26 protein-coding genes and 1 pseudogene are annotated in these 26,925 nt (G+C 72.9%); 10 read left to right on the forward strand and 17 right to left on the reverse strand.

Translation table 11 applies throughout. The features are described 5' to 3' along the window. Positions 1-52 precede the first annotated feature (52 nt). Both OG598_RS10175 and OG598_RS10180 read right to left on the reverse strand, forming a co-directional pair. The gene (locus tag OG598_RS10175; RefSeq protein ID WP_328654189.1) at positions 53-1,225 is read right to left on the reverse strand and encodes an outer membrane protein assembly factor BamB family protein; all 1,173 of its coding nucleotides are present in this window, start codon (positions 1,223-1,225) and stop codon (positions 53-55) included. A 31-nt stretch (positions 1,226-1,256) separates the two neighbouring features. After that, positions 1,257-2,960 (reverse strand): acyl-CoA dehydrogenase family protein, encoded by a 1,704-nt coding sequence (locus OG598_RS10180; protein WP_328654190.1) that lies wholly within the window; start codon positions 2,958-2,960, stop codon positions 1,257-1,259. A gap of 146 nt (positions 2,961-3,106) precedes the next feature. On the opposite strand from OG598_RS10180, the gene OG598_RS10185 reads away from it, so the two are divergent. From OG598_RS10185 to OG598_RS10195, 3 genes are all read left to right on the forward strand, one after another. Next, the gene (locus OG598_RS10185) at positions 3,107-3,565 is read left to right on the forward strand and encodes an Rv0361 family membrane protein (RefSeq protein ID WP_430502116.1); all 459 of its coding nucleotides are present in this window, start codon (positions 3,107-3,109) and stop codon (positions 3,563-3,565) included. A 52-nt stretch (positions 3,566-3,617) separates the two neighbouring features. Further along, positions 3,618-4,754, forward strand: a complete 1,137-nt coding sequence (locus tag OG598_RS10190) for a low temperature requirement protein A (protein WP_328654191.1) — start codon at positions 3,618-3,620, stop codon at positions 4,752-4,754. Positions 4,755-4,878: 124 nt separating this feature from the next. Next, a complete protein-coding gene (locus OG598_RS10195; RefSeq protein ID WP_328654192.1) occupies positions 4,879-7,986 on the forward strand; it encodes a BTAD domain-containing putative transcriptional regulator in 3,108 nt (1,035 codons plus the stop codon). On the opposite strand, the gene OG598_RS10200 is transcribed toward OG598_RS10195, so the two are convergent. Beyond that, entirely contained in the window at positions 7,974-8,513 is a 540-nt protein-coding gene (locus tag OG598_RS10200; protein WP_328654193.1) for a calcium-binding protein, read from the reverse strand. The genes OG598_RS10195 and OG598_RS10200 overlap by 13 nt on opposite strands. 190 nt (positions 8,514-8,703) lie before the next feature. On the opposite strand from OG598_RS10200, the gene OG598_RS10205 reads away from it, so the two are divergent. Beyond that, on the forward strand, positions 8,704-9,549 hold the full coding sequence (locus OG598_RS10205) for a hypothetical protein (RefSeq protein WP_328654194.1): 846 nt from the start codon (positions 8,704-8,706) through the stop codon (positions 9,547-9,549). A gap of 60 nt (positions 9,550-9,609) precedes the next feature. On the opposite strand, the gene OG598_RS10210 is transcribed toward OG598_RS10205, so the two are convergent. The 6 genes from OG598_RS10210 to OG598_RS10235 all read right to left on the reverse strand — a co-directional run bounded on the left by OG598_RS10210 (position 9,610) and on the right by OG598_RS10235 (position 15,080). Further along, a complete protein-coding gene (locus tag OG598_RS10210; protein ID WP_124821847.1) occupies positions 9,610-10,326 on the reverse strand; it encodes a thymidine kinase in 717 nt (238 codons plus the stop codon). A 56-nt stretch (positions 10,327-10,382) separates the two neighbouring features. Beyond that, positions 10,383-11,777, reverse strand: a complete 1,395-nt coding sequence (locus tag OG598_RS10215) for an MFS transporter (protein ID WP_328654195.1) — start codon at positions 11,775-11,777, stop codon at positions 10,383-10,385. A 17-nt stretch (positions 11,778-11,794) separates the two neighbouring features. After that, positions 11,795-12,562, reverse strand: a complete 768-nt coding sequence (locus OG598_RS10220) for a glycerophosphodiester phosphodiesterase (protein ID WP_328654196.1) — start codon at positions 12,560-12,562, stop codon at positions 11,795-11,797. A 174-nt stretch (positions 12,563-12,736) separates the two neighbouring features. Beyond that, a complete protein-coding gene (locus tag OG598_RS10225) occupies positions 12,737-13,312 on the reverse strand; it encodes a hypothetical protein (protein ID WP_328654197.1) in 576 nt (191 codons plus the stop codon). Between the two features lie 62 nt (positions 13,313-13,374). Next, a complete protein-coding gene (locus OG598_RS10230) occupies positions 13,375-14,214 on the reverse strand; it encodes an SDR family oxidoreductase (RefSeq protein ID WP_328654198.1) in 840 nt (279 codons plus the stop codon). A 92-nt stretch (positions 14,215-14,306) separates the two neighbouring features. Further along, on the reverse strand, positions 14,307-15,080 hold the full coding sequence (locus tag OG598_RS10235) for a lysophospholipid acyltransferase family protein (protein ID WP_328654199.1): 774 nt from the start codon (positions 15,078-15,080) through the stop codon (positions 14,307-14,309). A 151-nt stretch (positions 15,081-15,231) separates the two neighbouring features. Between OG598_RS10235 and OG598_RS10240 the strand changes: the two genes are divergently transcribed. The 3 genes from OG598_RS10240 (at position 15,232) to OG598_RS10250 (ending at position 19,023) form a co-directional block, all read left to right on the forward strand. Beyond that, positions 15,232-16,644 (forward strand): cytochrome ubiquinol oxidase subunit I, encoded by a 1,413-nt coding sequence (locus OG598_RS10240; protein WP_328654200.1) that lies wholly within the window; start codon positions 15,232-15,234, stop codon positions 16,642-16,644. Positions 16,645-16,658: 14 nt separating this feature from the next. Further along, on the forward strand, positions 16,659-17,657 hold the full coding sequence (cydB, locus tag OG598_RS10245; RefSeq protein WP_328654201.1) for a cytochrome d ubiquinol oxidase subunit II: 999 nt from the start codon (positions 16,659-16,661) through the stop codon (positions 17,655-17,657). Positions 17,658-17,829: 172 nt separating this feature from the next. Then, complete coding sequence (locus OG598_RS10250; protein WP_328654202.1) at positions 17,830-19,023, forward strand: GNAT family N-acetyltransferase; 1,194 nt, start codon at positions 17,830-17,832, stop codon at positions 19,021-19,023. A gap of 95 nt (positions 19,024-19,118) precedes the next feature. Here OG598_RS10250 and OG598_RS10255 read toward each other — a convergent pair whose 3' ends face one another. Continuing rightward, positions 19,119-19,565, reverse strand: coding sequence for a hypothetical protein (locus tag OG598_RS10255; RefSeq protein ID WP_328654203.1), 447 nt, complete (start codon positions 19,563-19,565; stop codon positions 19,119-19,121). A 97-nt stretch (positions 19,566-19,662) separates the two neighbouring features. Between OG598_RS10255 and OG598_RS10260 the strand changes: the two genes are divergently transcribed. Then, entirely contained in the window at positions 19,663-20,115 is a 453-nt protein-coding gene (locus OG598_RS10260) for a MarR family winged helix-turn-helix transcriptional regulator (protein WP_328654204.1), read from the forward strand. A 6-nt stretch (positions 20,116-20,121) separates the two neighbouring features. Here OG598_RS10260 and OG598_RS10265 read toward each other — a convergent pair whose 3' ends face one another. The 3 genes from OG598_RS10265 to OG598_RS10275 all read right to left on the reverse strand — a co-directional run bounded on the left by OG598_RS10265 (position 20,122) and on the right by OG598_RS10275 (position 22,244). Beyond that, complete coding sequence (locus tag OG598_RS10265) at positions 20,122-20,805, reverse strand: hypothetical protein (protein WP_238669805.1); 684 nt, start codon at positions 20,803-20,805, stop codon at positions 20,122-20,124. An 83-nt stretch (positions 20,806-20,888) separates the two neighbouring features. Further along, positions 20,889-21,350 carry a peroxiredoxin gene (locus tag OG598_RS10270; protein WP_309251659.1) on the reverse strand — a complete coding sequence of 154 codons (462 nt, stop codon included), beginning with the start codon at positions 21,348-21,350 and terminating at the stop codon, positions 20,889-20,891. Between the two features lie 60 nt (positions 21,351-21,410). Further along, the gene (locus tag OG598_RS10275; RefSeq protein ID WP_328654205.1) at positions 21,411-22,244 is read right to left on the reverse strand and encodes a patatin-like phospholipase family protein; all 834 of its coding nucleotides are present in this window, start codon (positions 22,242-22,244) and stop codon (positions 21,411-21,413) included. Between the two features lie 88 nt (positions 22,245-22,332). Between OG598_RS10275 and OG598_RS10280 the strand changes: the two genes are divergently transcribed. Continuing rightward, positions 22,333-23,061 (forward strand): SDR family oxidoreductase, encoded by a 729-nt coding sequence (locus OG598_RS10280; protein ID WP_328654206.1) that lies wholly within the window; start codon positions 22,333-22,335, stop codon positions 23,059-23,061. 55 nt (positions 23,062-23,116) lie between these two features. Here the strand turns inward: OG598_RS10280 and OG598_RS10285 are convergent, their stop codons facing one another. The 4 genes and pseudogenes from OG598_RS10285 to OG598_RS33540 form a co-directional block, all read right to left on the reverse strand. Beyond that, positions 23,117-23,242, reverse strand: a complete 126-nt coding sequence (locus OG598_RS10285) for an MFS transporter small subunit (protein WP_328654207.1) — start codon at positions 23,240-23,242, stop codon at positions 23,117-23,119. Continuing rightward, positions 23,239-24,669, reverse strand: coding sequence for an OFA family MFS transporter (locus tag OG598_RS10290; protein WP_328654208.1), 1,431 nt, complete (start codon positions 24,667-24,669; stop codon positions 23,239-23,241). Before OG598_RS10290 ends, OG598_RS10285 begins: the two co-directional genes overlap by 4 nt. 180 nt (positions 24,670-24,849) lie before the next feature. Beyond that, positions 24,850-25,518 carry an MFS transporter gene (locus tag OG598_RS10295; protein ID WP_328654209.1) on the reverse strand — a complete coding sequence of 223 codons (669 nt, stop codon included), beginning with the start codon at positions 25,516-25,518 and terminating at the stop codon, positions 24,850-24,852. 118 nt (positions 25,519-25,636) lie between these two features. After that, a pseudogene (locus OG598_RS33540) lies at positions 25,637-26,197 on the reverse strand (MFS transporter); the annotation flags it as partial. A gap of 50 nt (positions 26,198-26,247) precedes the next feature. On the opposite strand from OG598_RS33540, the gene OG598_RS10305 reads away from it, so the two are divergent. Next, positions 26,248-26,925, forward strand: a complete 678-nt coding sequence (locus tag OG598_RS10305; protein WP_328655305.1) for a TetR/AcrR family transcriptional regulator — start codon at positions 26,248-26,250, stop codon at positions 26,923-26,925.

Here is a 26,925-nt window from a genome sequence, read left to right on the forward strand (position 1 = left end):
TATGCCGCCGGGGCCCGACAACTCCGGCCCGCGACACCGGCCAGGAGACGGGTCAGGGGGCGTCGAGGGGCCAGAACGTCACGCGGGCCGTGCCGTCGCGGCAGATCAACCCGGCGCCGAGCCGGCGGCAGTCGGTCACACCCGCAGGGAGCACTGCGGACACCCGATGACCGTCGCGTCCCACCGTCGCGATCAGGGAACGCCTGCCGTCCTCCGCCATCCCCAGCACCACCAGGGGTTCCGTGGCGACCCGTGGGCCCGCCACCGTGCGCCACCGCGCTCCGGCCGGCCACGTCCACACTCGTACCCCGGTGCCCGCGTCGATCGCCCAGCGTCCCCGCTCGTCCTGCCCGCAGATCAGACCCTGGCAGGGCCGCAGGACCAGGTCACCCGGCTGCACCGGCGACCGCCAGCGCGGCACCAGCCCGGGTAGGTCGAAGCCGGTCAGCGCCATCGCGCCGCCGCTCGGGTGGCGCAGCACCAGATGCGCGCCGACGACCTGGGGATTGTCCGGGCCGTAGTCGGCCGGCGGAAGCTGTCCCCGCCCGCGTTCGGCGCCGTCACGGGCGTCGAGCAGCCGGACCAACCCGTCGTCCTGCACCAGCAGCACCCGCCCGGGCAGGCCGGGCAGCGCCCGCAGCACCGCCGTGGAGGGCAGCGGGACCGACCACCGGGTCGCGCCGGTGGCCGGGTCGACGCCGTGCACAGTGCCCTCGACCCGCCGACCCGGTTCGGCGGCGCTGCGCACCTCGCGCACCGCGACCGCCTCGTTCCCGGCCGCGGACACCCGTTCGGGTCGCCGCCACAGCGGCTGGCCGGTACGCAAGGACCGCGCGGTGGTCACCCGCGCCCCGAGCGCCTGGTCGCGCTCGACCAGCAGCAACAGGTCACCGGCGACCTCGGCGGACCACCCGGCGGCGGGCGGCACGGTGACCCGCCACCGCGGCGGGCCGTCCGGCGCGGCCGAGTCGTAGGCGCTCAGCGTCGGCGGGTTCGGCTCGGGGTCGACGACCAGCAGCAGCGGCCCCGCGCCGAGCACTGTCGCCCGGGCGGGCACCGCCGGCCCGACCTGAGGCGTCAGGCGCGCGGTCGGGGCGGCACCACCGAGCAGCACACAGGCCGCCACCAGCGCCGCCACCCGCCACCGGCGGGACACCTGCGGCGGTGGCGGGCGCTCCTCCAGGGGCGCGCCCCTGTCGTCACCCAGCTCGATCAGCACCGACATGAGCGCCCACCCGTCCGCTCGCGCCGGCCGGTCAGCAGAGCAGGTCGAGGTGGTGGTGGGCGTCCTCGGCGATCTCCTCGTGCCGCAGCCAGCGGCGCGCCCACAGCCGCGCGGCCAACTCCGCCTGCTCGTCGCCCCACGCGGCGTGCTCGACGAGCAACGCGGTGGTCAGCGCGTACGCCAGGCGCAACGCCAGACCACGAGCGCCCGCGAGCACCGCCGACGCGCCCGGGTCGACGGTCACCGCGCTGATGGTTTCCTCCAACTGCGCGGCGGCGGTGGCCAGGGTGTCGGCCAGCACCGGCGACAGCGGTCGCGCCAGGTCGACGGCGGCGGTCAGCCGGCCCAGCAGCGGCGCACCGGCGTCCTCCCGGGTCAGCGCGCGCAGCACGTCCAGGGCCAGCACATTGGTGGTGCCCTCCCAGATCGGCAGCACCTGGGCGTCGCGCAGCAGCCGGGGCACGCCGGTGTCCTCCACGTAGCCGGCCCCGCCGAAGCTCTCCACGTACTCGCTGGCGGAGCTGACGGCGAGCCGGCCGGTGGCCAGCTTCGCCAACGGCGCCACGATGCGCAGCTCCGCCGCGGCCTCCGGGTCGGCGCCGACCTCGACCCGCCCGAGCAGGGCGAAGGCGTGCCCAGCGAGGGCGAACGCGCCCGCCGCGTCGACAGCGAGGGTGCCCAGGGTGGCCCGGTGCAGGGGCGAGGACACCAGCGGGCCGCCAGCGACGTGCCGCACCTCGGCGTACGCGCGGGCGTAGGCGAGACCCCGTCGCATCCCGCCGGCCGCCGCCGCGGCGTTGTGCACCCGGGTCACCACGACCAGGGTCATCGCCCGGACCAGACCGGGCACCGCCGGATCACCCAACGGGAGGGCGTACGCGTCGCGCAGGCCGATCTCGGCGGTGGGCAGCGCCCGCGTGCCGAGCTTGTCCTTGAGCCGGTGCACCGTGACGCCCGGCGCGGGTGCGCCCGGCGCCGCGCCGTCGGCCAGCGGTGAGTCGACCGCGTACCGGGGAACGAGGAACGGGGCGAGCACCCGGCTGCCCCGCCCGGCGTCCTCCGGCCGGGCCAGCGCCACCGCCATCGCCGCGTCGGCGGCGGAGCAGAACCACTTCTCCCCGGTCAGCCGCCACGAACCGTCCGCCGCGGGTCGGCCCAGCGTGCTGGAGCGGCCCAGATCGGAGCCGCCCTGCGCTTCGGTCATCCACTGCCCGCTGGTGATCGCCGTGGCCGGGTCCGTGGAGATCAGCCGGGGCAGCCACGCGTCGCGGACCGTGGCGTCGACGTCGGGCATGCTGAGCAGCGCCGCCGCCCCGTCGGCCATCGCCACCGGGCAGGAGAACGTCGCCGACTCCGGCCCGTACAGGTGCAGCAGGGCGTGCTGGACGACCCGCGCGGCGGCACCCCAGGTGCCCCGGGCGTCCGGCAGGTAGGGCAGCGCCACCACTGCGTGTCGGGCGGCGGCGGCGCGTTGCGCCTGCCAACCGGCGGAGGTGTCGATGCGGTCGATCCGGGCACCCCACGGGTCGTAGCGGACCAGCGTCGGCGGGTGCGCCTCCGCGTCGGCGTGCGCCGCGCGCAGCGGCCCGGTGACGTCGGCGGCCAGGTCCGCGAGACGGCCCTTCGCGGCGGCGTGCCCGCCCGGGCCGAGGTGACGCTCCAGCCAGGACCGCAGCAGGCCATCGCCGGCGTACGGGTCGACGGGGGGTGGTACCGGCTGCACGAAGCGGCTCATCGATCGGCTCCTGGCACTGCTCGGGGGTGTGCGCCGACGGTAGACGATGCGGGGCCGCCGCGAACAGGGCACACCCGCCCATCGGGCGCACCCAGTTTCCGGCTTGTCGCCCGTCAGCGTGAGCGTCTTCTCTACGGTCGGTAGTCGTGGGTGCGGGCCAGTCGTGGAGCCGACCGGCCCGGCGTCACCGCCCGATGCGCACCGGGTTGGCGTTCGCCGGGTTCGGCGTGGCGCTGTGCTGCGTGGGGGTGGCCGGGTTGGGCGCCTGGAACCTGCAGACCGTCCGGCAGGCCGCCGGCCCGATCCGGGAGACCGCCGACGGTTTCCTCAGCGAGGTGGCCCTCGGCGACAGCGACCGGGCGTACGAGCGGCTCTGCGAGGACGCGCGCAGCCGCTGGAGCGCGATCGGCTTCACCAGTTGGGTGCGGACCCCACCGATGGTCACCGACTACGAGATCACCGACGTGTCGGTCGCCACCCGCAGCGGACGACCGCACGGCACGGTGACCGTGAAGGTGACCCGCGACGGCGGGCTCAGCGAGGAACGTCGCCTGCCGGTGGTCCGTGAGGACGGGAACTGGCGGGTGTGCGGTGACCCCTTCTAGGCCCCCGGTCGCCGCCCCGACACGCCCACAGCTGCTGCGACCACGCGAGGGGGTGCAGCCGACCACCTCGACGGAACTCTTCTTCGACCTCGTCTTCATCTTCAGCATCACCCAGCTGTCGCACTACCTGCTGGCGCACCTGGACTGGCGGGGCGCGGGCCGTACCGGCCTGTTGCTGGCGCTGGTGTGGCTCGTCTGGGTCTACACCACCTGGCTGACCAACTGGCTGCAACCGGACCAGGGGCCGGTGCGGACGATGCTGATCGGAGTGGGGCTGGGCAGCCTGCTGTTGTCGGCGACGATCCCGGAGGCGTTCGGCTCGACCGGCCTGCTCTTCGCGCTGGTCTACGTCATCGTGCAGGTGGGCCGCACCCTGTTCGCGTTGTGGGCGGTGCAGGGCAGCCCGTGGTTGGTGGCCGGATTTCAGCAGTCGCTGCCGTGGATCACCGGGACGTCGGTGCTCGTGGTCGTCGGCGGGCTGGTCGGCGGTGCCGCCCGGGACGCGGTGTGGGCAGCGGTGATCGTGATCGAGGTGGTCGGCCTCTCGATCGGCTATCCGCTGCCACGACGGGGACGCAGCCGACCGGAGCGGTGGATGGTGGAGGGTGGGCACCTGGCCGAACGGTGCGCGGCGTTCGTCCTGATCGCGCTGGGAGAGTCGATCCTGGTCACCGGCAGCACCCTCACGTCGCACGTGGACCTGGTGACGTCCGGGGCGTTCCTGCTGGCGTTCGGCGGTTCGGTGGCGCTGTGGTGGGTGTACTTCGCCCGCTCGGCCCCGGCTGCCACGGAGGTCTTCGCCCAGGCCGGGGAGCGCACCGGCGCGTTGAGCCGAGTCGCGTTCAACTTCCTGCACCCGCTGATCGTCGCCGGTGTCGTCGTCACGTCGGCGGCCGACGAGCGGTTGCTGCGGGAGCCCGCCGCGCCGGCCACCACTGTCGACGTGCTGCTCACCCTGGGTGGTCCCGCGCTGTTCCTGGCCGGGCACGCCGCCTACAAGGCGCTGCTGTGGCGGACCCTGCCGGTCAGCCGGGTCACGGCGGTGGTGGTCCTGCTGGCGCTGATGCCGGTGGGGGTGGTGCTGGGGGCACCCGTCGCGGTGTGCGCCGCGGCGGCGTTGGCGGTGACGGTCGCCGTGATCCTGACCGACCGGTTTTGGGTCCGGGCCGCCGCCCGGCAGCCGTCCTGACCGTCCGGCCGCATCGGGTCGGTTCTAGGACAACGGCACCGTCGGCGGGCCGGCGGGTGGTTAGCGTGGGTCACCGGCCCTCCGGGTGACCTTCCGCAGTGCTCGGACGAGCGGAGGCGACCCGATGACGACAGCGCAACAGACCTGGCCACAGCGGTGGTTGGTGCTGGTCGCCGCCGCCGGTTACGGCAAGAGCACCGCCCTGGAGACCATCGGCGGAGACGGCCCGACGACCTGTCACCGGGCGACCGACCTGATCGAGGCGGCCTCACACGCCACGCACCCGCCCACGGCCACGCAGCCCTCGGAGCGGGTCGCTGTGGACGAGGTGTCCGCGCTCACCGACGACGACCAACTGACCCTGGTACGCCTGTTGACGGCGCTGCCGGGTCAGCCGGCGGTGACGCTGGCGGCCCGGCAACCGCTGGCCGCCGCGACGCTGAGCGCCTGCGCCGTACCCGTCGTCGAGCGCGGGCCGGAGACGCTCGCCCTCAACCGGGACGCGGTCGCCCGGATCCTGCGCGACGAGCACGCGGTGCCCGACGGCGACCTGGCCTACCTGGTGTACGAGCTGACCGCCGGCTGGCCGGCGTGGGTGCACCTCGCCGGTGACGCCCTCGGCCGGCAGGGCGTCGGCCGGCGGGAGCTGCTCGCGGCCCTGACCGAGCCCGGCACCGCGGGTGGGCACTTCGCCCGCGAGGAGGTCCTCGCCGACCTGCCCCCGTCGGTGGCGCGGCTACTCGGTCGCGTCCACGACCTCGACCCGATCAGCGCGCCGCTGTGCGCGGCCGTCGACGGTCACGCCACGACCGAGGGCACCGCGGCGGCGCTGCGCTGGGCGACCCGCACCGGGCTGCTGGTCGCCCACCCCCGCCGGCGCCCCGGTCGTACCCCGCCGACGGTGCACCTGGTCCGGGTGCTCGCCGAGGTGTTGGCGCAGCAACCGGCCCGGCCCGAAGCCGCGGAACGCCGTCGGTTGGACGCCGCCGCCGACTGGTACCTCACCAACGCGTACCCGCTGGCGGCGGCCCGAGCCCTGCACGACGCGGGGGACACCGCACGGTGCGCCGACCTGATCGCGCGCCAGGGCGGGCAGATGCTCGCCGCCGGCGGCGCGCCGGAGGTCACCGACCTGGTCGCCGCGTTACCGCAGGCCGAGCAGAGCCCGGACATCCGGCTGATCCACGGTGAGGCGTTGCGAATGTCCGGCTCGGTGACCCAGGCGGCACGGGTCTTCGCCCCGCTGCTGGCCCAGGCGGAGCGGGATCGTCGCTGGCCGGCACGGTTGCTCTGGCGGGCGGCGATGGTGCCGTACCTGCGTGCCGACTACGCGGGCGCCCTGGCCGTGCTCGACCTGGTCGGTACACAGCCGACGGTCACCCCGCCCGGCCCCGACGACGTGCTGGTGCTGGCCTGCCGCGCCAGCACCCTCGCCCAGCTCGGCCAGGTCGAGGACGCCATCGCCACGGCGACCAGGGCGCTCACCGTGGCGCAGCACCTCACCGAGGACGGCCCGCTGGCGGCGGCGCACATCGCGGCGGCACTGACCTCGTCCGGCACCCGCCGCGACGGGCACCTCGCCGAGGCACTGGCGGCGGCCGAACGCGCGGGCGACCTGGTCCAGCAGGCGCGTGTCCTGGTCAACCAGGCGCACTGCCTGCTGCGGGAGGCCCGTTACCCGTCGGCGCTGGCCACCGCCGTGCGGGCCGTCCGCGCGGCGGAACTCGCCGGCCCGCCGGGTGTGCTGGTGACCGCGCTGCACAACGCCGGTGAGGCGTTGCTGCGGCTGGGCCGCTACGAGGAGGCGACGCTGCACTTCAGCCGGTCCACCTCGGTCTCGCAACGGTTGGGACTGCGCCGGGCGGCGGCCGGTGTCTACGGGATCGCCGAGGTCGGTCGCCGCCTGGGCCGTCGCGAGGAGGCGTTGGCGGCCTTCGCCGAGGCGGTGGAGCTGGCCCGTGATGTGGGAGACCTTCAGGTGCTCATTCCGGCGCTGGTGGGCCTGGCTCGGCTGCGCTGCGAGGGCGTCGGCGCCGACCTCGCGGCCGCCCGCGCCGCCGCCGACGAGGCGCACCGTCTGGCGCCGGCGTACCTGCTCTCGTCGGCGCTGGCCGCGACGGGCTGGGTGGCGTACGCCGGGGGTGATCTGGGGTTGGCCCGGCGGCGGGCGGCCGAAGCGGTCGGCGCGGCCCGGACCGGTCGGCAGTCCGACGCGTTGGCCGAGGCGTTGGAGCTCACCGCCGCTGTCGCCGCCGAGCCGGCCGCGAGCCGCGCCGCGTTGCTGGAGGCCACGGAGATCTGGCAGGCGGCGGGCGCGGTCCCGGCCGCCGAGCAGACCGTCGTTCTGCTCGGCCGCGTCCCCGGCGCCGACGGCGCACAGCGGTCGGCGGCGCAGGTGGCCGCCGACCGGTTGGTGGCGCTCGGGGTCGAGACGGTCGACGGGCGGCAGTTGTCCGAGACCTCCGCCGGGAGCGGAGCCGTCGAGGTGCGGGTGCTCGGCCGGTTCGAGGTCGTCGTCGGTGGGCGGGAGGTCCCGCTGCCGGCGTGGCGGTCCCGGCAGGCCCGTACGCTGCTGAAGATCCTCGTCGCCCGGCGTGGCCGTGCCATCGGGCGGGCGGAGCTGTGCGAGCTGTTGTGGCCCGACGACGAGCCGAGACGCACCGCGCATCGCCTGTCGGTGCTGCTGTCCGCCGTGCGTGCCGTGCTCGACCCGCCCCGCCGGTGGCCCGTCGACCGGTACGTCCGCGCCGACCTGACCGGCGTCCGCGTCGACCTGACCCGGGTGGTCGTCGACGCGGAGCGCCTCCTCGCCGACGTGCCACGGGCCGAGCGCCTCGGCCGCGACGGTGACCCGGCGCGAGCCCGCGAGTTGCTCGCCGAGGTGGCCACCGCCTACCAGGGGGATGCCTTCGCCGACGAGCCGTACGAGGACTGGGCCGACGGGCTGCGGGAACAGACCCGCTCGGTGTGGTTGCGGGCGCTGCGTGAACTCGCCCGCCTTCACCGACGCGATGGTGCGGCCGACCGGGCCGCCACCACCCTGGTCCGGCTGCTCGACGCCGACGGCTACGACGAGTGGGCGCACCACACGCTGGTCGCGACGCTTATCGACGCCGGCCGGCACGGCGAGGCCCGCAGGGCGTTCGAGAGGTGGTCCGGGGCGATGCGCGCGATCGACGCACCGCCCCCGGACCCTGCTGTGTTGGGCAGACGGGCCGGTCAGCAGCTGTAGAGGTTCGCGTTGCCCGCGGGGGTGTCCACGTACGAGTAGAAGATCATGCTGGGGTCGGACTCGTCGTCCTCCGCGCAGGTGTCCACATCGGAACCACCGTCGAGGGCGTCGCCGTCGGTGAGAACGCCCCAGATGCTGACGCCGGCCTCCCCGATCAGCAGTTCCGCACCGTTGGCGCCGGAGAGATAGTCGTTGCCGTCGAGCCCGGCCAGCAGATCGTCGCCGGCCCCGCCGACGATGATGTCCCCGCAGCCGTTACCGAAGATGATGTCGTCGCCGCCACCACCGTGGATCGTGTCGACGCCACCGCCGCCGTAGATGGTGTCGTTACCGCCGAGTCCATAGATCTCGTCGGGTCCGCCGCCGCCACGCAGGGTGTCGTCGCCCTCGGTGCCCATGATCGGGTCACCGTCGGTGCTGGCGCACGGATCCGCGTTCGGGTCAGCGTGCGCCGCGACGCCACCGACGCCGACGAGACCGCCGCTGAGCAGTACGGCAGCCAGCACGGCCGCCACTCGGGTACGCATGATGGAACCTCCTGTTCGTAGGCCCCGTCCGGAGCCCGCCGACGCCACGATGACGTCGCGCGCAGAGTCGCAGCCGCACGTCATCGTGGCGTCAGTACGACGCGCTGCTGACGCCCTCCTGACGACCGTGCGGAGTCTGATCCCACAGCCGTCGTCGACAGTCGACGAGGCAGTGCGGAGGGAAAATCCAATGAAGCGGAAACTGGCTGGTCTGGCAGTGCTGACCGGCATGGCGGCGGCGACGCTGCTCGCACCGGCGACCCCGGCGCAGGCGTCGGTCGGCCTGTACCGGGTCGCCGCCACCAGCGTCCTGGACGCCACGAACACCAAGACGATGCCCATCTCGTGCAACGGCGCCGACCAGGTCGTCGGCGCCGGCGGGCGGATCAACGACGGTCAGGGCGACGTCCTGATGACCCGCATGTACGCCGACGCCGCCCTGCACACGGTGACCGTGGTCGGGGTGGAGGCCAACGCCACGAACGTGCCCTGGTCGGTGAACGCGTTCGCGGTCTGCGCACCGGCCGGCACGGTGGCCGGCCTGCAACTGGTCACCACCACATCGGCGAACAACGCCCTCGACAAGGTGGGCATCACCGCCGTCTGCCCGCCGGGCAAGAAGACCTTCGGCGGCGGGTACCGGATCGACAACGCCAACGGCGCGGTGGCGATCGACGAGCTGGCGTTCACCCCGGCGCTCGGCTCGGTGTCGAGCACCGCGTACGTGTTCGGCGCGCCAGGCAACTTCACGTTGCAGACCCAGGCGTTCTGCGCCACCCCGCTGCCGGCGATGGCGTTGACGGAGGCGTTGAGCGGGCTCAACGCGACCTCGCCGAAGCCCATGACGACGCCGGCCTGCCCGGCGGGGTCACAGACCGCGGGGGTCGGCGGCGTGCTGAACGGGCTCACCGGGGCCGGCTCGGTGACGACCCTGGTGCCCAGCGCGACGCTGGACACCGCTCAGGCGACCGGATGGGAGATCGCCCCGTTCGCCGGGGCATGGAACATCAGGGCGCAGCAGGTCTGCGTGGGCTGATCCACCCGTACCAATGGCCGGCCGTCCCCAGCACGGGGGCGGCCGGCCACCCGCGATGCCTCAGTCGCGGGGGCCGAGGTCGCCGCTGCGGTAGTGCCGGCGGCAGAGCACCTGGTAGCGCACCTCGGCGGTGTCGACGGTGTCGCCGATGACGACCTGGGCGCCCTCACGGACGACCCGCCCGTCGACGACACGGGCGTTGAGCAGCCCTTCGCGGCCGCACCAGCAGAGCACTTCGACCTGGATGCGGGCCACCTCGTCGGCCAGCTCGAACAGGCGTTGCGCGGCGGGGAACATCCGCGAGCGGAAGTCGGTGGCCAGGCCGAACGCGAACACGTCGACGTCGTAGCTGTCGACCAGTTCGGCCATCTGCTCGACGTGCTCCACCGTGTAGAAGCAGGCCTCGTCGCAGATCAGGTAGTCGACGCGTACCCCGTCGGCCCACCGGCCGCGCACCAGGGCCCGCAGGTCCAGGTCGTCGGTGACCTCGATGGCCTCGTGGGCCAGGCCGATGCGGGTGGTGACCTGCGGTCCCAGCGACCTGTCGATGCGGGTCGTGACGAGACCGCGTCGGCCCTGCCGGGCGTGGTTGTAGTTCATCTGCAACGCCATCGTGGACTTGCCGCAGTCCATCGGCCCCCAGAAGAACTTCAACGCCGCCGCGTGCACCGGACGCCCGTCGAGCCCGCGCGCGGCCGCGCACCCGGCCGGGGCGTGTGGCTGGCCGGGGAACGGGTGGGCCAGGCAGGTCGGGGCGGTGGCGGCGTCGTCGGTCACGGTCGGGCAGCCTAGCCCATTGACCGGCCCGGATCGGTCGGGCGCGGGACCCGTGCTCAGAGCACCCGGGGTGGGGTGTTGCCCGCGGCCACGATGGCACGGCGGATCGGCACGGCGGCGAGGAGCAGGAACCCGACCACGAAGAAGATCAGCAGTGAGACCAGGCCCACCCGGTACGAGGCGGTGAGTTGGAACACCAGGCCGAAGGCGAGCGGGCCGAGCCAGCTGGTGCCCTTGTCGCTGATCTCGTAGAAGCCGTAGTACTCGCCCTCCTTGCCGGCCGGGATGAGCTGGCTGAACAGCGATCGGCTCAGCGCCTGGCTGCCGCCGAGGACCAGGCCGATGGCCGCGCCGAGGACCATGAACGGCACCGGCGCCTCGGCCGGCAGCCGGAACGCGCCGATGATCACACCGGTCCAGAGGACCAGGCTGAGCAGCACGGTCTTCCAGGCGCCGATTCGCCGGGCCAACGCGCCGAGGCTCAACGCGCCCCCGAAGGCGAGGAACTGCACCAGCAGGATGGTGATGATCAGGGTGCTCTGGTCCAGTCGCAGCTCCTCGGTGCCGTACTGGCTGGCCAGGGTGATGACGGTCTGGATGCCGTCGTTGTAGACCAGGAACGCCAGCAGGAAGAACAGCGTCAACGGGTACGCCTTGATCTCGCGCAGGGTGTGGCCCAACTGCCGGAACCCGTCGGTGAGCACGTTGCCCCGTCGGGCCAGCGCCGCCGCCGCGCTGGGGCGTTCCCGCAGCCAGCGCAGCGGCACCAGGGTGAACACCGCCCACCACACCCCGGCGGAGACGATCGACCAGCGGGCCAGGTCCAGGGTGCGCTGCGGGTTGTCGTCCTCGCTGAACATTGTCACCGCGACCAGGTTGAACGCCAGCAGCAGGCCACCGCCGAGGTAGCCCAGCGCCCAGCCACGGCTGGAGATGCCGTCGCGTTCGTCCGGGCCACCGAGCTGCGGCAGGAACGAGTTGTAGACCACGACGGCCGCGCCGAAGGAGATGTTGGCGACCAGGAAGAGCGCCCCGCCGAGCAGGTAGCGGTCACCGGTGACGAAGATCATCGCGATGGTCGCGCCGGCACCGGTGAATGCGGCGCCGCCGAGCAGCCGCTTCTTGTGCGCCGATCGGTCGGCGATCGCCCCGATCACCGGCAGCACGAACACGGTGAGGAACACCGACAGCGAGATCAGGTACGGGTAGTAGGACCCGGCCGCCACCCGGATGCCCAGCGGGTGCACGTACCCGTCGCAGGTGTCCGCGCCCAACTCGCACCCCGCGGCCAACTCGGCGACGGTGGTGATGAACGGGCCCAGGAACACCGTGATGACTGTGGTCTGGAACGCGGAGTTGGCCCAGTCGTAGATGTACCAGCCGCGCCGCTCCCGGCGAGTGCTCGCCGGAGGCGGGGTGTCGTCCACCGTGGGGGTCACGGTCTCGGCCATCGGGGGTCCTTCGATCCTCAGGCGGCCCAGTGGCCGCGGCTGCGGTAGACGTCGCGCAGCACGCCGACGTGATCGGTCATGATGCCATCCACGCCACGATCCAGTAACTCGTGCATCTGGGCGGGTTCGTCGATCGTCCAGACGTGCACCTGAAGGCCGATGCGGTGGCAGTAGTCGAGGAACCGGCGGTCCACCACCGGCACCCGCCCGTAGCGCGGCGGCACCTGCGCGGCGACCACCGACGGCGGCAGCCGCAGTGGCCGCCCGTGCAGGGAGGCCAGCCGCAGCCGGGCGACGCCGCGCATGCCCAGGCTGGTGGCGACCCGACCCTCGGTGAGCGCGCGCAGCCGGGTCAACCGGGCGTCGCTGAACGAGGCGAGCAGCACCCGGTCGCCGGCGCCGGCCCGGGTCACCGTCGCGACCGTCGGCTCGACGCCTCCGTCGGCCTTCACGTCGATGTTGAAGCGGACCTGCGGCCACGCCCCCAACACCTCGTCGAGCCGGGGTACGACGGCGGCGCCGCCGACGCGCACCGAGGCGAGGTCGGCCCAGCGCATCTCGGCGATGCGTCCCGCCTCACCGGTGACCCGGAGCAGCGTCGGGTCGTGGAAGATCACCGCCACGCCGTCCGCTGTGGCGTGCACGTCGGTCTCCACGTACCGGTAGCCCAGCCCGATGGCCCGGGCGAACGCCTCGGTGGTGTTCTCGTCGCCCTCGGCGGCGCCGCCACGGTGGGCGAACGCCAGCGGCGCGGGCGCGTCGAGGTAGCCGAATCGGGTCAACACGCGACGCAGTATGCCCTCGGTTGGTGGCCGGCGGGTGGCCGGCCGGCGTCTGTCGCCCGCTCGCGCCGCCGCCCCGCCCCGCCCGGTGATCGACTCGGATTCCTGAAAGTCGGGGCGTCCGCGGCGCGGGCATGCCCCGGTTTGCAGGAATCCGAGTCGATCTTCCTGCCTGTCTCAGCTCCAGTCGGTGTGGTAGCCGTCGTGGCGCAACAGGTCCAGCAGTTCGGCGTCGCTGGGCCGGTGGGCGTGGGTGAGCGCGGCGGTCAACTCGTCGACTCCGACCGGGTCCGGCCCCTGCACTTCGATCGCCCGTACGGTGGCGCCCTCGGTGCGATAGAGGGCGATGGACGGGTCGCTGTTGTCGGTCTCGTGAGTCACGATCAGCGTGCTCCCGCCGCCCAGGTCGGTGCAGGTGCGCAGCCGCGGTGAGCCGCAGTCGACGCCGTCGGGTAGCCCGCTCGCGGGATGCGGCACACGCAACCGCCAGAGCACGGGCACGGCGCGGCCGTCAGCGGTGCGCAGCGGGTAGGCGATGTCGAGGCCGCCACGCTCCAGCCAGGCGACGGCGCCGGCGCGGGTCACGTCGTCGGGGATCAACAGCTGATCGCGAGACCACGGTGACGACCGCGTCAGGTCGGCGAGGTCCCGCTGGTCCTTGGCGTGGTGGTACGCCGTCCGCAGCCCGGCGTAGCCGATGCCGCCGACGACGAGGAGTACGACTGCGACGAGGACGAGAGGGCGGCGCGACACGTGATCATTGTCCCCGTCGCCCAGCGGCACCGCCGACCCGGCGTCGTGCAGACCCCAGGGGTTCAGGCCAGCCAGCCGCCGGTCATCCGCGCCACGGCGGAGCCGTCGAGGTCGGCGAGCTTGACTCCGACGAACTGCCGGGCGCCGTCGGAGGTCTGCACCCGCACCGGCGGCGTCGGGTCGGTCAGCGTGGCGACCACCACCGCCGCCGCCTCGGCGGGGGACTGCGCGGCGGCGAACGCCTGCCCGGTGCGGGCCAGGTACGCGCGCAGCGCCGGTGCGTACACCCCGGCGGCGCTGGTGGCGTCGGCGTCGATGCCGATGTTGGCGACGAACTCGCTGGCCACCGCGCCCGGCTCGACGAGGGTCACCCGCACGCCGGTGGTGGCGGCGAGCGGGGCGAGGGACTCCATGTACCCCTCGACGGCGAACTTCGCGGCGCAGTACGCCTCGTTGAACGGCTGACCGACGATCCCGCCGACGCTGGAGACGGTGACGAGGCTGCCCCGGCGGGCTCGCAGGTGTGGCAGGGCGGCCCGGCTGACGTGCAGCACGCCGAAGAAGTTGACCTCCATGACGGCCCGCACGTCGTCGACGCTGTCCTGTTCCAGGGTGCCGACGTGCCCGGCGCCGGCGTTGTTGACCACCGCGTCGAGCCGGCCGTACGCGCCGATCACCTCCTCGACACAGGCGGTCACCGAGTCGGCGTCGGTGACGTCGAGGCGGCGTATGTCGATCAGGTCGGCGACCCCGGCGGCGCCGGCGGCCGCGAGCAGCTGGTCGGCACGGCCGACGTTGCGCATGGTGGCCACCGTGCGCCAGCCGGCGCGGGCGCAGCCGAGTGCGATCTCCAGCCCGATGCCGGTGGACGTGCCGGTGATCAGCACCGTCTGCTCGCTCATGATCTCCTGCTTTCGTGGCGGGCGCTGCGGGCAGAGTCGTTCCTCGGCCCCGCCGCACCAGGTTAAGGGCGCAGTCGGTGATCGAGGCGGCGTTAGGCCGAGCGGCGGCGGTGCGCCCGGCTGATGTCGCTCGGGCGGCCCGGGTCGATGTGACGGGGCAGGTCCGGCTCGTCGGGGCGCAGCGGGGCGAGGGTGTCGGTGAGCGCGTCGATGATCCGGTCGGTGGCGCGGCGGGCCGCACCCGGGTGGGCCGCAGCCGTCTCGCCCAGGTCCACGGGGGTGCCGAAGTGCACCCGGATCACCGGTCGACGCCACAGCGAGCGGGCGACGCCGCGCAGCATTCCGCGCGGCGCCTGGTACGGCAGCACCTCGTGCGAGCCCCACTGGGCGACCGGGACGACCGGGGCGCCGCAGGCCAGGGCGAGGCGGGCGGCGCCGGTCTTGCCGCGTTCGGGCCACAGGCCGGGGTCCAGGCCGATGCGCCCCTCGGGGTAGATGAGGATCACCGAGCCGCGGGCAACGGCGGTGGCGGCGTCGTCGAGGGCCCGGTGCACGGCGCTGGTGCCCCGGTCGACCCGGATGTGCCCGGCGTGGCGCATGGCGGCGCCGAACACCGGGGCGCGGAACAGCCCGGCGGTCGCCATGATCCGCGGGGCGACGCCACGGGTCTGGCAGGCGGCGGCCATGACCACCGGATCGAACGGGCTGATGTGGTTGGCGGCCAGCACCAGCGGGCCGCGACGAAGGTGGGCCGGGACGTCGCCGGTGACCTCGAGGCGGGCGAGCAGGCCGACCAGGCCCCGGGCCAGCAGCAGGGCTGCGCGCCAGATCAGCGGCGGCTGCCAGGTGGTGTGTGCGGTGTCCATCAGCGCGCCATCGTCGCACGCGCCGGCGGGGCCGCGAGGGCGGGTCGGGTGATCAGGGTCATTGGTCCCGGGAGGGTGCGGGCCGTCCAACCTTCTACGACGAGCAGTAGTATTTACTACGTCTCGTAGTACGGATGGCTGGGGGTTTCAGGTGGACGCGTTGGACGTTGCCCGCTGGCAGTTCGGTGTCACCACCGTCTACCACTTCCTTTTCGTGCCGCTGACCATCGGCCTCTCCGTGCTGGTGGCCATCCTGCAGACGATGTGGCACCGCACCGGCAACGAGCGCTATCTCAAGCTCACCAAGTTCTACGGCAAGCTGTTCCTGATCAACTTTGCCATGGGCGTGGTCACCGGCATCGTGCAGGAGTTCCAGTTCGGCATGAACTGGAGCGACTACTCCCGCTTCGTCGGCGACGTCTTCGGCGCACCCCTGGCCATCGAGGCGCTCGTCGCGTTCTTCCTCGAATCCACATTCATCGGCCTGTGGATCTTCGGCTGGGACCGACTGCCCAAGCGGGCGCACCTGGCCAGCATCTGGGCCGCCGCGATCGGCACGAACCTCAGCGCGTACTTCATCCTCGCGGCGAACTCCTTCATGCAGAACCCGGTCGGCTACCGGATCAACCCCGACAGCGGACGCGCCGAGTTGACCGACTTCCCGGCCGTGCTGACCAACAAGGTCGCCCTGATCACCTTCCCGCACACCCTGGCCGGCTCGTTCCTGGTCGCCGGGTCGCTGGTCGTCGCGGTCGGCCTGTGGCACGTCATCCGCAACCGCGACTCCGCCGACACCGGCGCGTACCGCTTCGCCACCAAGTTCGGCTCCTGGGTGGTCCTGGTCGCCTCGGCGGCCGTGCTGTTCACCGGCGACATCCAGGGCAAGATCATGACGGACGTGCAGCCGATGAAGATGGCCGCCGCCGAGGGCCTCTACACCACCGAGAGCCCCGCCTCGTTCTCCGTGCTCACCATCGGCAGCCTGGACGGCAGCCGCGAGGTGTTCGCCATCAAGATCCCGTACCTGCTGTCGTACCTGGGCACCGGCGACCCGAACGGCACGGTGCACGGCATCAACGACCTCCAGGCCCAGTACGCCACCCAGTACGGCGCGGGCAGCTACACCCCGATCATCCCGGTCACCTACTGGAGCTTCCGCTTCATGATCGCCTTCGGGATGGCGGCCGGCGCGATCGCCCTGCTGGTGCTCTGGAGCCAGCGCAAGGGCCGCACCCCGAGCAGCAAGTGGCTGCTGCGCGCCGGGCTGGCCATGCCGGTGCTGCCGTTGCTGGCCAACTCCTTCGGCTGGATCTTCACCGAGATGGGCCGTCAGCCGTGGATCGTCTTCGGCGAGATGCTCACCCGAAACGGGGTGTCCCGCAGCGTCTCGCTGGCCGAGGTGCTCACCTCGTTCACCGCCTTCACGCTGATCTACGCCACCCTCGCCGTGATCGAGGTCAAGCTGCTGCTGCGCTACGCCAAGGCCGGCGTGCCGGACGTCAGCGAGCAACCCCCCACCGACGACACCGACGACGCCGAGCGTCCGCTCGCCTTCGCCTACTGATCCCGGAGCCCATCGTGGAACTGACCACCATCTGGTTTCTCCTCGTCGCCGTGCTGTTCACCGGGTACTTCATCCTGGAGGGCTTCGACTTCGGCGTCGGCATGCTGCTGCCCGTGCTCGGCCGCGACGACCGGGAACGCCGCGTCCTGATCAACACCATCGGCCCGGTCTGGGACGGCAACGAGGTGTGGCTCATCACCGCCGGCGGCGCCATGTTCGCCGCGTTCCCCGAGTGGTACGCCACCCTCTTCTCCGGCTTCTACCTGCCGCTGCTGCTGATCCTGCTGGCCCTGATCGCCCGGGGGGTCGCCTTCGAGTACCGGCACAAGCGCCCCGAGGCGTCCTGGAAGCGCCGGTGGGACGCGGCGATCGTGGTCGGCTCGCTGCTGCCGGCGATCCTGTGGGGCGTCGCCTTCGCCAACATCCTGCGCGGCGTGCCACTGGACGCCGACCACGAGTACGTCGGCGGCCTGCTGAACCTGCTCAACCCGTACGCCCTGCTGGGCGGCGCGACCACCCTCGCGCTGTTCCTCACCCACGGCGCGGTGTTCCTCGCCCTGAAGACCACCGGCGACATCCGCGAGCGCGCGGGCGCGCTCGCGGTGCGCCTCGGTGTGGGCGCCGCCGTGCTCGCCGTCGCGTTCCTGACCTGGACGTTGAGCATCCGCTCCAGCGCGGCCGCCGTCGTGCTCGCCGTCGGCGCGGCCCTCGCCCTGCTCGGCGCTCTGGCCGCCGCCCGGGTACGCCGCGAGGGCTGGGCGTTCACCGGCACCGCCGTGGCGATAGGTCTGGCGGTGGCGACGCTGTTCGCGGCGCTGTTCCCGAACGTGCTGCCCTCCACCCTGGATGCGGCCGGCACGCTGACGGCCACCAACGCCGCGTCCACCCCGTACACCCTGAAGATCATGACCTGGGTGGCGGTGATCTTCACGCCGGTCGTGCTCGCCTACCAGGGCTGGACCTACTGGGTGTTCCGCAAGCGCATCGGCGTAGCCAACATCCCGCAGCACTGACCTGGCGAGCCAGCCCCGCCGATCATGGACTTGTGGTGCCTGACTTGCGGCGACGAGGGCCGTTCGTCGCCCACCACAACTCCATGATCGGCCCGGGATGGGGTGCGTCGGGGCCGCCGCACCCGGCGGTAAATCGGCTGTTGGTGCGGACGCGCCTCGCTACGGTGTGCCGATGCCCGCCACTGTGCACGTACGCGAACTCAGCACCGACGACCTCGACGCCGCCTGGGAGTTGGGCCGGATCGCGTTCGGCTCCGACCCGCAGCGGCCCGCGCAGACCACCGCCACGCCCGCCGGTCTGACCCGTTACGGCGCGTTCGACGACGCCGGTCGGCTCGTCGGCAAGGCCGTCGACCTGCACCACGACCAGTGGTGGTCGGGCCGGGCGGTGTCGGCCGCCGACGTCGCCGGGGTGGCGGTCGCCCCCGAGGCCCGCGGTCGCGGCGTGGGCCGTGCCCTGCTCACCGCGCTGCTGCGGGGCGCACACGAGCGGGGGGCGGCGGTCAGCGCGCTCTATCCGACAGTCGCCGCCCCGTACCGGGCCTGCGGGTGGGAGGCCGCCGGTGTGCTGCGTACCGTCGATCTGGCCACCGCCGCGCTGCCCCGGCACCGGCCCTCTGCGGATCTGGTGGTGCGGGCCGGCACGGTGGCCGACCTGCCTGCCGTCACCGACCTGTACGAGCGGGTCACCCGGCACCGCAACGGCATGCTGACCCGCCGGGGTGAGCTGTACGACTTCTTCGCCGCCGACCGGGGTCTGCCCGGCGACGGTCTCACTCTCGTCGAGCGCGACGGCGACCTGGTCGGGTACGTCACCTGGCAGCGGGGCCGGGGCTACGGCGCCGATTCCGTGCTCACCGTCGACGAGGCCCTGGCCGTCACCCCCGAGGCCGCCCGGGAGATCGTCGGGGTGCTCGGCAGTTGGGCCAGCGTCGCGCCGACGCTGCGGCTGTGTCCGCTCGACGGCGACGCCGTCAGCACCGTCCTGCCGTTGGAGTCGGCCCGCGATCACGAGCGGGACCTGTGGATGCACCGACCGGTCGACGTCGCCCGCGCGGTGAGCGCGCGGGGGTGGCCCGCCCACGCCCGGGGCGTCGTCGACTTCGGCCTCACCGACGCGCTCGCCGAGTGGAACACCGGCACCTGGCGGTTGACCGTCGCCGACGGCGCCGCCGAGCTGACCCGGGTCGACGGCGAGGCCGACCTGCGGTTGGACGTACGCGGTTTCGCCCTGCTCTACGCCGGGGCGGCGCGGGCCCGCTCGGTCGCGCAGGCCGGCCTGTTGCAGTGTGCCGGTGACGCCGACCCGACCGCCCTGGACCTGTTGGGCGTCGGCGGCCCTGCGCAGCTGCTCGACTACTTCTGACCGACCGGACGCGGCACGTCGGCCGCTGACAGGTTGGCCGGGTCCGGCCCGGTGCGCGGGCAGGACCGACCCGCGCACCGTCGGGCTCGTGCCCGTCAGGTCGGGGTCGCGGCCAGTTCGGCATTGGCGCGTTGGGTGACCAGGGTGAGCGCCCGGGCGGCGGCGCTCGCCTCGTCGGCGGGGATGTCCGCGTAGAGGCGCGCGCTGATGTTCGCGACGGCGTCGGCGATGCGGGCCTGCACGGCGTGACCGGCGTCGGTGAGCCGTAGCCGTGGCGTGTCGGCGTCGTGGTCGGCCTGGGCGAGGTTCGCGTCGACGAGGGTGGTGAGCACCCGTTGCACCTCCTGCTCGTCGACCTTGAGGGTGCTGGTGATCCGGTGCGTGAGGTGAGCGCGTTCGGCCGGGCCGTTGGCGAGGACGTTGAGGGCGAGCAACTGGTTGAACTCGACGCCGAGGGGAGCGGTGGCCCGTTCGAGCAGGGCTCGGGTGGCGTAGTGGGCGTGGCCGATGACCTGGCCGTTGAGGGTGGGGATGGTGGACATGACGCCTCCTTCGACACGTTGGCAGAACCAACGTTGGTCCCACCAACGTAACACCCGATCGTGGGTCGCGCCAACGATTACTGGTAGGCTACGGCGCATGGAGAACGCGGCCCCGCAGTCACCCGCCGGGCTCAGCACCACACCGAGCTGGCTGCTCAACCAGACCGCCGGTCACGCCGCCCGCCTGCTCAGCGAGGGCTTCGCCGCGCACGACCTGCGCGGCTACCACTACCGCCTGCTCGCCACCCTGGCCGAGGACGGGCCCGCGAGTCAGGCCGACCTCGGCCGTCGCTGCGGCATCGACCGCAGCGACGTGGTGGCCGCCATCAACGACCTGGCCGGCCGAGGGCTCGTGGTGCGTGCCCCCGACCCGGCCGATCGCCGCCGCAACGTCATCAGCGCCACCGACGCCGGCGCCGACGAGGCCCGCCGGATGGGCGCGACCCTCGATCGCGTCCAAGCCGACCTGCTCGCCCCGCTGTCCGCCACCGAGCGCGAGCAGCTGACGCGACTGCTCACCCGACTGCTGCACCACCACAGCCGGCACTGACCCGCCTCAGCGGGCCTCGCGCAGCTCCGCCAGCCGGGCCTCGATCTCGGCCAGCTCGGCGCGCAGCTTCTCGGCCTGCTGCTCCGCCTCGGCCCGCTCGGTGCCCAGGATCTGCTCCACCGCCTCCTGCACCCCCGGCACGTCGACCAGGGCCACCATCTTCAACGCCTCCGCCGGCTTCACCACGTACGGCTTCGCCAGTGCCTTGCTGCCCTGCTGCGCCGCGACGGTCCACTCACCGTCGGCGTACGCCAAGGTCACGGTGAGACCCGCGGGGCCCTTCGGCTTGACGGCCTTGACCGCCCGCCGCGCCGGCGGCTTCTCCGTCTGCTCCACCTTCGGCTCCTCCTGTCGCTGCGCGGGCACCCGCGGCGTGTCCAACACGAACTCCGGCGCGGCCACCGCTGGCGGCTCGGGCTCGGGCTCCGGCTTCGGCTCCACCACCCGACGAGTGACGCCCTTGGGCGCCACGGCCAGGTCGGCGGGGGAGAACGGCAACTCGTCGCGACCGAAGCGCACCACCACGAACTCGTCGGACACCTCCGGGTCGGTCAGCTCGATCACCTGACCGACCTGACCGGCGATCTGCCCCGCCGCCGCGGTGAACACCACCCGCGGTTTACGCCCGGCCGCCAACGACTCCCGGATGCTCTGCACCTCGCTAGTGGACAAACCCTGGCCGGCATCCATCACAACCCTCTTCCGTACACCTGTTTGATTGCTGTCTTGATACCAGCCGGCTGCGACACCCGCCGCACGGGGCTGACGCCCGCTCAGCCGCCCAGCGCCCGCAGCGCCCGGTCCGCGTGCTCGTTCATGCTGACCTCGCTGTGGATCACCTCGATGACCCGCTGGTCGGTGCCGATGACGAACGTCATGCGCTTCATGCTCAACGGCCCCAACGGCACCCGCCGCTTGACGCCGAACTGCTGCGCGACCGCGCCGTCGGCGTCCGACAACAGCGGATAGTCGAAGCCGTGCAGCTTCGAGAACTCGGCCTGCTTCGCCACCGGGTCGCGGCTGATGCCCACCCGCGTCGCACCCAGCGCCGTGAACTCCGCAGCGAGGTCGCGGAAGTGACAGCTCTCCGCCGTGCACCCCCGGGTCATCGCCGCCGGGTAGAAGAACAGCACCACCGGCCCGGCCGCCAAAAACTCCGACAGCCGCCGCGGCGTGCCCGTCTCATCCGGCAGCTCGAAATCCTGCACCTCGTCGCCGACACCCACACCCGCCACCGCGCACCTCCATTGTCCGATCGACCGTCGTCTGATCGACCGCGCGGTGAGCGTAAGCGATCACGCCCAGAGCGCCGCCACCTCGTCGGCCACCACGTCGGCCTGGGCCCGCCCCGCTCGCGCCGCGCCCGCACGCCGGGCCGGGTCCAGCACGTTGCGGCCGATCGCCGTGCGCGCCGCCGCGTCCGGCGTCAGCACCACCACCCGCGACCCGGCCACCCGCAACGCGTCCACCTGCGCCGACAGCCGTGGCATCGGCCCGAACGCCGCCGACGTCGGCGCGAGCACCAGCACCGCCCGGGCGTCCGCCGCCAGGTCCGCGTTCACGCTCGAGCGCATCCCACCGTCGACGAAGCGGCGCGCGCCGATCGTCACCGGCGGCCACACCCCGGGCACCGCGCAACTCGCGCCCACCGCGTCCACCAGGGACACCCCGCTGTCACTGTCGAACACCACGAACTCACCGGACGACGCGTCCACCGCCGTGATCAGCAGCCGCCGCCGCGGCCACTCCCAATCCGGCAGAAGGGCCTCGATCACCGCGCGCCGCGACGCCTCCGACTGGGTACGCGCCGCCACCGCCATCGCCCCGATCCGGGCCCGCGAGCGCACCGCGTCGCGGGTCCGCCCACCGGCCCAGATCAACCGCGCCAGGGTCGCGAAACCCAACCGTGCCGCCAGCTCACTCGACGGCGGCGCCAACTGCTTGCTGTAGAAACGCTCGACGGGCAACCCGGAGCACACCTGCGCGCCGACCACCGAACCGGCCGACGTGCCCACCACCAGATCCGCCTCGGTGACCGGCACGCCCCGCGCGACCAACCCGGCCAGCAGCCCCCACTCCCAGGCCACCCCGGTCACCCCGCCACCGCCGAGCACCAACGCCCGATGCATGTGACTCTCCTCTCGACGACCGAGCCGCGCCGGTCACGGTAGCGTCGGCACGACCAACGCGCAGCCGTCAGACCCCCCGGGAGGCACCGTGGCACCCGTCACCGTCATCACCGGCGGCGGCCGGGGCATCGGCGCGGCCACCGCCCGCCGGCTCGCCGCCGCCGGTCACCACGTAGCCCTGTGCTACCGACGCGACGAGGCGGCCGCCACCGCCGTCCTGGCCGACCTGCGGGCCTCCGGCGCACAGGCCATCGCGGTACGCGCCGACACCACCGACCCCGAGCAGGTGCACTCCCTGTTCGACGCGGCCGCGCAGCTCGGCCCGCTCACCGGCCTGGTCAACAACGCCGGCGTCACCAGCCCGATCGGACCGTTCACCGAGCTGCGCGTCGAGGACCTGCGCCGGGTCGTCGACGTCAACCTCGTCGGCTACGTCCTCTGCGCCCAGCAGGCCGCCCGCCGGCTCACCGACGGCGGGGCGATCGTCAACGTCTCGTCGGCGGCCGCGACCCTCGGCAGCCCGGGGGAGTACGTGCACTACGCCGCCGTGAAGGCCGCCACCGACACCCTCACCGTCGGCCTGGCCAAGGAACTCGCCCCGAAGGGCATCCGGGTCAACGCCGTGGCCCCCGGCATCGTGCGCACCGACATCCACGCCGACTCCGGGGTGCCCGACCGCGCCGACTCCGCCGTCGGTCGCATCCCGCTGGGCCGCGCCGGCGAACCCGACGAGATCGCCGCCGCCATCGCCTGGCTGCTCGGCCCGGACGCCTCGTACGCCACCGGGACCGTGCTGCGCGTCTCCGGCGGTCTCTGACCACGCGTCCACCCGGTCCCGGGCTTTCGCGCGGTCGGAGACCGCCGGATCCGGCTCAGTGGGTGAACAGCTTCGCCGCGGTGACGACGGTCTGGGCGACCCCGTAGCCGAGCAGCGCCGCCACCACCAACCAGGAGATCCACAACCGGGCCTGCTGCCCGGTTCGGCTGTCCTCACTCATCGCGTACCACTCCTCTGCGTCGTGGTGTCCTCGTCCACGTTCTGATCCTGATGCGCGTTCTGCTCCGTCGACGGTTCGTGGTAGCGCTGCGGCACCGGCCGTACCAGCAGGTTCGCCAGGAAGCCGACGGCCAGCACAGCCACCATCGTGAACAGCGCCGGACGGTACGCCGCGGCGGTCAGCGAGCCCGGCTCGCCCTGCGCGTCGAGGAACCCGTTGACGATCAGCGGACCGGCGATCCCCGCCGCCGACCAGGCGGTCAGCAGCCGACCGTGGATCGCGCCGACCTGGAAGGTGCCGAACAGGTCCCGCAGGTACGCCGGCACGGTCGCGAAGCCACCGCCGTAGAACGACAGGATCACGCAGGCCAACAGCACGAACAGGGCCGTCGAGGTCTGCCCGACGAGCGCCAGCAGCGCGTAGAGCACCATGCCGACACCCAGGTACACCAGGTAGATCGGTTTGCGGCCGATGATGTCCGAGGTGGACGACCACACGAACCGCCCGGCCATGTTGAACAGCGACAGCAGACCCACGAACCCGCCGGCCGCCGCGACGGTCACCGCCGAGGTGCCGTTGTCGCGGAAGAAGTCCTGGATCATCGGGCTGGCCTGTTCCAGGATGCCGATGCCGGCGGTCACGTTGCAGAACAGCACCACCCACAGCAGCCAGAACGAGCGGGTCTTCACCGCGTTCGCCGCCGACACGTTCGCCGTGGTGACCAGCGGCTTCGCCGCCACGCTCGCCGGGTCGAAGCCGGCCGGCCGCCAGTCCGGCGCCGGCACCCGCACGTTCGCCACCCCGAACATCATGATCACGAAGTAGCCCAGGCCGAGGGTCACGAACAGCCACACCAGGGCGCTGCCCGACGCCGTCGACCCCGCGTTGGCCGGGTCGTAGCCGGGGTCGTAGAACGACAACAGTTGCCGCGACAGGGGAGAGGCGACCATCGCCCCACCACCGAACCCCATGATCGCCAACCCGGTGGCCAGCCCCGGCCGGTCCGGGAACCACTTGATCAGGGTGGAGACGGGGGAGATGTAGCCGATGCCCAGTCCGATGCCGCCGAGCAGCCCGTAGCCCAGATACAGCAGCCACAGCTGCTTCGTGGCGATGCCCAGCGAGCCCACCAGGAAGCCCGCCGCCCAGAAACAGGCGGAGACGAACATGGCCTTACGCGGCCCGTTCGCCTCCACCCAGGTCCCGGCGATCGCGGCGGACAACCCGAGCATCACGATCGCGATGCTGAAGATCACCCCGATCGCCGTCTGGCTGGTGTCGAAGTGGGCGATCAGGGAGTTCTTGTAGACGCTTGTCGCGTAGACCTGACCGATGCAGAGGTGGATGGCCAACGCCGCCGGGGGGATGAGCCACCGGCTGTAGCCGGGCGGCGCGACGGTGTGCCGACGATCGAGTGCGGAAAGCATGCGTTGCTTCCTCTCCGACGAGGACGAGAAACGTCGCACCCAACGTGCCCACACCACTCGTAAGCGGCAAACCTCACCGTCGCCGGACGGTCGTTCCGCTGAGCTGAGCGGTCAGTCAGCGCCCGCGCGGCGCGCGCTGTTGGAGGCCGGCGCGCGGCGGGCCTCCAACGGCGCGCCGACTCAGGCCGCGACCGCCGCCTCGGCGACCCGCTCGGCGTCGGGGCGCAGTTGCGGGGTGGCGAGCGAGATGGCCAGGTTGACGATCGCGAAGACGGCGGCGATCAACAGACCACGGTGAAACCCGTCGACCAGCGCCTGCTGCTGACCGGCGCCGCGGCTGAGCGCGTCGGTGACGTGGGTGACCGACAGCGTCGTGACGATGGCCAACCCCAGCGCGCCGCCGACCTGGTACACGGCGGTGACCACACCGGACGCGGCGCCGGCCTCATGGTGCTCGACGTCGGAGATCGCGGAGATCTGGGCGGGTACGCCCAGCGTGGTGATGCCCAGACCGAACAGCAACAGGCCGGGTAGCAGCTCACCGGCGTAGGAGCCGGTGGCGCTCGCCCCGCTGAGCAGCAGCAAACCGATCACGCTGAGCAGCGCGCCGATGATCTGCAGGGTGCGGGTGCCGAGTCGGTGCACCAGTTGGGTGGCGAGGACGGCGCCGGCGATGGCCGTCGCGCCCATCGGCAGGAACTGCAGGCCGGCGGTCAGCGGCGAGGCGCCGCGTACCTGCTGCAGGTAGATCGCGGTGAGGAAGAACATCGACAGGAACGCGGCGCCGTTGAGCGCCAACGCCCCACTGGAGACACGCAGCGCCCGGGAGCGGAACAGCCGCAGCGGCACCAGCGGCGCGGCCGAGCGCGCCTCGACGCCGACGAAGACCGCCAGCAGCGCACCCGGGCTGGGAGTGCCGTACGGCCGCCACGAAGGTCGGCACGATCGCCACGAGGGCGATGACGATCGGTACGTTGACGAAGAAGACCCACCGCCAGCTCAGCGCGTCGACGAGCAGGCCGCCGGCCACCACGCCCAGGGTGCCGCCGAGCCCGGCGAGGGCACCCCAGATGCCCATGGCGATGTTGCGTTCCCGTCCGTGCGCGAACGTGACGGTGAGGATGGCCAACGCCGCGGGGGAGAGCAACGCGCCGCCCAGGCCCTGCACGGCGCGCGCGGCGATCAGCAGGCCGGGCGAGGTAGCGAGTCCGGCGAGCAGGGACATCGTCCCGAACAGCACCAGACCGACGATGAAGATCCGGCGGGCGCCGAGCAGGTCTGCGGCGCGACCGCCGAGCAGCAGGAAACCACCGAAGAGCAGGGTGTACGCGCTGATCACCCATTGCAGGTCGTCAGCGGTGAAGCGCAGATCGGCCTGGATGTTGGGCAGCGCCACGTTCACGATCGTCACGTCGAGGATGACGATGAACTGCGCTACCGACAGCACCGCCAGAGTTGCCCAGGGACTACGTCGCATGCCTACCTCATCGGAGAGAGGACGTCGCACGGCGCGGTATACGCCGTACATCTACAACGTATACGGGCGTGTGTACGTAGTACACTGGCCTGGTGGTCAGTATGAGCAAGGACACCCCGCAGCGTCTCGACCCCACTGCGATCGTCGCGAGCGCACTGCGCATCGCCGACGCCGAGGGCCTGTCCGCGATCACCATCCGCCGGCTGGCCCAGGAGCACGGCGTCACCCCGATGGCGCTCTACCGGCACTTCCGGGACAAGGGCGACCTGCTCGACGCGCTCGCCGCACGCCTGCTCGCCGACATCCGCCTGCCCGAGCCGACCACCGCGCCCTGGGACGAGCAGGTCCGCGCCATCCTGGCCGCCTGCCTCGCCGCGCTACGCCCACACCCCACCGTCGCCGGGCTCGTCCCCACCCGCATCCTGCTGTCCGAGCCGGGCCTGATCCTGGTGGAGCGCATCCTCGCCCTGCTCCACGGGGCGGGCTACCCCCCGGAGCAGGCCACCGAGATCGGCAGCCAGGCCCTCTGCTCCCTGGTGACCCTCGTCGCCACCGAACCCGGCGCCATGGGGGGCACCGACCCGGACACCCGCGACGACGCCATCCGCGCCAAGCGGGCAGTGCTGCAGGCGTTGGCACCGCAGCGCTTTCCGCACGTCCTCGCCGCCGCCGACGCGCTCACCCTCTGCGGCGACCGGGACGGCTACTACGACCTGGGCATCGAGTTCGCCGTCGCCGGCATCCGCGGCATCCGCCCGGCGACCCGCACCACCGGGTGA

The organism is Micromonospora sp. NBC_00330, from assembly GCF_036136635.1.
GTDB lineage: Bacteria > Actinomycetota > Actinomycetes > Mycobacteriales > Micromonosporaceae > Micromonospora > Micromonospora salmantinae.